This is a genomic window from Romboutsia sp. 13368 (assembly GCF_018336475.1).
GTDB lineage: Bacteria > Bacillota > Clostridia > Peptostreptococcales > Peptostreptococcaceae > Romboutsia.
This window is the reverse complement of sequence record NZ_CP048741.1, coordinates 895,175-899,352: the sequence shown is the minus strand read 5'-3', so window position 1 is coordinate 899,352 and position 4,178 is coordinate 895,175. Positions and strand designations below refer to the sequence as shown.

General features: G+C 27.7%; 2 protein-coding genes. Both read right to left on the bottom strand.

Annotated features, from left to right (window positions below; all coding sequences use genetic code 11):
* Positions 1–29 precede the first annotated feature (29 nt).
* Positions 30–734: a hydrolase gene (locus G3997_RS03615; protein ID WP_296648235.1), complete on the bottom strand. Its 705-nt coding sequence runs from the start codon at positions 732–734 to the stop codon at positions 30–32.
* Between the two features lie 94 nt (positions 735–828).
* Positions 829–3,975, bottom strand: a complete 3,147-nt coding sequence (locus tag G3997_RS03610; protein WP_296648231.1) for a DEAD/DEAH box helicase — start codon at positions 3,973–3,975, stop codon at positions 829–831.
* Positions 3,976–4,178: the final 203 nt, after the last annotated feature.

Genomic DNA, 4,178 nt, shown 5'->3' with positions numbered 1-4,178 from the left:
AGTCCTTAATCCTTGAGAAATTTAACTTACTAAAATTCTTTATTATACTTTCTATTTTCAATCTCTCTATATTCTTGCATCTTATGTTTAAATAATTCTGCATTTGTTGGTGGTGCATATGTAATGGCATTGGCACCAGCTTCAATTGTTTCTAAGATTGATTCTTCAGTTTTACCTCCTGTTGCAATAATAGGGATATACGGAAACTTCTCTCTAATCTTGCGAATAATCTTAGGTGTATCAGCTCCTCCACTTATATTTAATATATCCGCTCCTGCATCAATCTTACTTTGAACATCTGTTAACTCAGATACTATAGTTACAACTACTGGAATGTCAATTGATTCTTTTACATATCTAATAGTTTCATCAGGTGCTGGTGAATTAAGGATTGCACCTATTGCCCCTTGAAACTCTGCATGTAGAGCAATATTTGCAGATCTTGTTCCATGTGTTAATCCTCCGCCAACACCACATAAAACAGGTATATCAGAAACTGATAGTATAGCTTGAGTAATGGTTGGTTGAGGCGTAAAAGGATATACTGCTATTACAGCGTCAGCATTAGTATTTTTTATTATTGCAACATCAGTAGTAAAAATAAATGACTTAAGTCTTTTTCCAAAAATTCTTATTCCCGATGCTTTAGATATTATACTTGGAATTGATACATAATTATTTCTTAAATTTGATGTCAATTCAGGTACGTACTTAGATTTATTATTTTCAATCATTGTTTCTTCTTTTCTCCTTGTTTCATTCTATAATAAAAGCCTTAATAAGTTCTCTATTTATTATGCCCTAAAATTAATATGTGCATATTACTTTTTATAATGCTTTTTCTGCTTTTATGGCTATGCTTGCAGGTAACTTGTTTCTTAATTTCCACACTATGCTTATTGGCTTGCTTCCACTATGACTTACAATATCAGCAGGGCCTAAGTATGTATATGGGCTAGTTACACCATCTTCACTTTTATTTTCTCTAACAAATAGTAATATATTATTACTTGTATCTCTATGATTTACATATCTTTTACCCGTTGGTGAATCTATACTTGTCCTACTTTGACTTTGCCAGTTAAATAATTCATCATTTATAGCATAGTCTTCATACATAGTTGAAGGAGAAAAATGCTTTTCAACCTTATTTAAAGTTATTAAAAATACATCACTTTTCTTATCTTCAATATATAGCACTCCCTCTCTTAGTGGATATTGCTTTTCTATAGTATTTTTTCCAAGTGATGCTAGAATCTGTTCCTTAGTATAAGTTGCATGTACTTCTAAATTGCTATCAAAACTTAAATTATCATTAAATGTTTTCACTTTTATATGACTTAAATTATATTTAAGTATTTCTAGAATTTCTTCATAAATAACCTTATTACTGTAAAGTCTTTGTAAAAACTCATTTATACTATTTATACCTAAGTCTTTTGGTGATTTTGTGTATAAGGTATAGTGTAGCATAAGTAGCATTTTTTCTTCACTATCATTAAAGCTTATTATTTTATCTTCTTTATAATTTTCTAGTGTATTTATCCAAAACTTAAGAAGTTTTATTGAGTCTGTATTTATAAGTCTTAACATACCACCAGCTAAACTTTGTTCATCTATATCATTAAAATCTTCCTTTACTTTTGCATTTACACAAAGTCTATAAAAGCTATTTTTAGTTTTGTATATTTCTTTTAAGGTTATATTATAAAACTCTATAAAGTTTGTAAGGCTTAACTTTTTGCCACTTTCTAGTTCAAAAGTTTTGATTTTATTGGTTATTGTGGTTTTATTATTTATAAAGGAATTTATATTTCTTAGTATGTATTCCTTAGCTTGTTTTTCCATATGTAAATGGCAACCCTTTGGAAGTGTTATAAATCCACTTTCTATTTCTTCTTTTAATGCTTTTCCTTTTTTCTTTGCTATTGATGAAAACTTTTCATAGAAGTTATAGTTTTTATGTGCTTGTCCTACATAATCAAGTACTGTAAGGCACTCTTTATTATCACTAAGTCTTAGCCCTCTTCCTAATTGTTGTAAAAATATAGTTGAACTATCTGTTGGTCTTAAAAATAGTATTGTATTTATTTCTGGTATATCTACACCTTCATTATATAAATCAACTACAAATGCAAATTTGTATTTACCATTTACAAGTTTTGATTTTGCTTCATCTCTTTCATCTACACTACATTTAGAACTTATAGCTACTGATGGTATACCTTTTTCATTAAAGTAGTTTGCCATAAAGTTTGCATGATCTATACTTACGCAAAATCCAAGTCCAACTACTTCATCTATATCTGCTATGTAGTCATCTATACTTTTTAATATTAAGTCTGCTCTTTTCTTAGCATTTATTTTGTCTACTGTAAGTAAGTTTGTAAGTTCTTTATTGTCATATCCACCTTTTGACCATTTTATTTTACTTAAATCTAGTTCATCACTTACGCAGAAGTATTGAAATGGTGTAAGTAGTTTTTTATCTATTGCTTCTCCTAATCTCATTTCACTACTTATTCTACCATCAAAGTATTCTAATACATCTTTACCATCCATTCTTTCTGGTGTTGCAGTAAGACCTAAAAGTACTTTAGGTGTAAAATGTGAAAGTAGYTTTTGATAGCTTGGAGCACTAGCATGATGAAACTCATCAACTATTATAAARTCATAAAAATCTTTGCTTATATTTTCATCAAACTTTTTAGAGTTGAAGGTTTGTATTGTCATAAACACATGGTCTATATTATCTGGAGTAAAGTTTCCTGTGTATAGTCCACCAAAGTTTCTATCTCTAAGTATTGTTCTAAAAGTCTTCATGCTTTGTACTAATATATCTTCTCTATGAGCAATAAATAGCAATCTATTTACTTTTCCTTTGTTATTATTTTTAAAGTTTTTATAGTCAAAAGCAGATATTACAGTCTTTCCTACTCCTGTAGCTGCTACTACTAAGTTTTTATTGTGTCCTAGTACTTCTCTTTCAACAGTTAATGTATCTAGTATTTCTTGTTGATAGTGATATGGTCTAACATCTATATTAGCTATTTCTTCATTTTCAGCTTTATAGTCATTTCCTCTAGCTTTTTTAAGTTCTATTTTTAGTTTTTCTTCATCAGCTTCTGTGAAGGTTTTAAATTCTTCATCATTAAAGTAACTTTCAAAGGTTGCTTTGAATTTATCTACAATGTTTTTTGAATCTTTTTCACTTACTTTCATATTCCATTCTAGTCCTGTTGTCATTGCATCCTTTGATATATTTGATGAGCCTATATATGCTGTTGTGAATCCTGTATTTCTATGGAACATATAGCTTTTTGCATGTAGCCTTGTTCTTTGTGTGTCATAGGATATTTTTATTTCTGTGTTTGGAAGTTCTGATAAAAACTTTATAGCTCTAAATTCACTTGCTCCCATATATGATGTTGTTATTATTCTTAGTTTTTTTGTTTTTGTATGCTCTATTAGTTCATCTTTTATTAGTCTTAGTCCGCTCCATCTTATGAATGATACTAATATGTCTATACTGTCACTACTTGATATTTCTCTTTTTAGTTCACTTATTAAATCTGGTTCATTGTTTGAGTTTGTAAATAAGTAACTTTGTGATATAGGTGTTATAGGTCTTATATTGTTATTTTTTAGTTTTGATTTGTTAAGTTTTTCTTCTATTGATAGTAGTATTTCACCATTTTCATGAATATTATTTTCTTTTATTTCTTCGTCTTCAACTTGTGTTGATAGGTAGTTTATTATTTGGTTACAAAGTTCTATTTGTTTATTTAAATCTTTATTTTTTATTAGGCTTAAGCTTTTTCTAGTTACTTCTTGTAGGTATTTTGATAGTATTATTTTTGCTTCATCTTTTTCTATTTCTTCTTTTTGTATATTTATTTCATTTTCTCTATTTTTTATTTCTTCGTGTATTTTATTAGATATTACTTGTTCGTAGATACCTTCTTTTAATTTCATAGTTATACCTCTTGCTTTGGATATTATTTAGTTTACTTAATTTTATTATACGCTATATTTGATTTCTAGTTATATTATAAATTTTAAAATATCTATAATTTCACTTATTATCTTTTTAGTTTTATTATTTTTATACTAATATTCTTATAAATTGTAATTCTATTAGATTTCAAAACACTAKCCTTAAATTTCTTAAAGCAAAA

Bases quoted from the DNA above. Each gene is read 5' to 3' on its own strand.
- G3997_RS03615 (WP_296648235.1), bottom strand. From the start codon at position 734: ATGATTGAAAATAATAAATCTAAGTACGTACCTGAATTGACATCAAAT.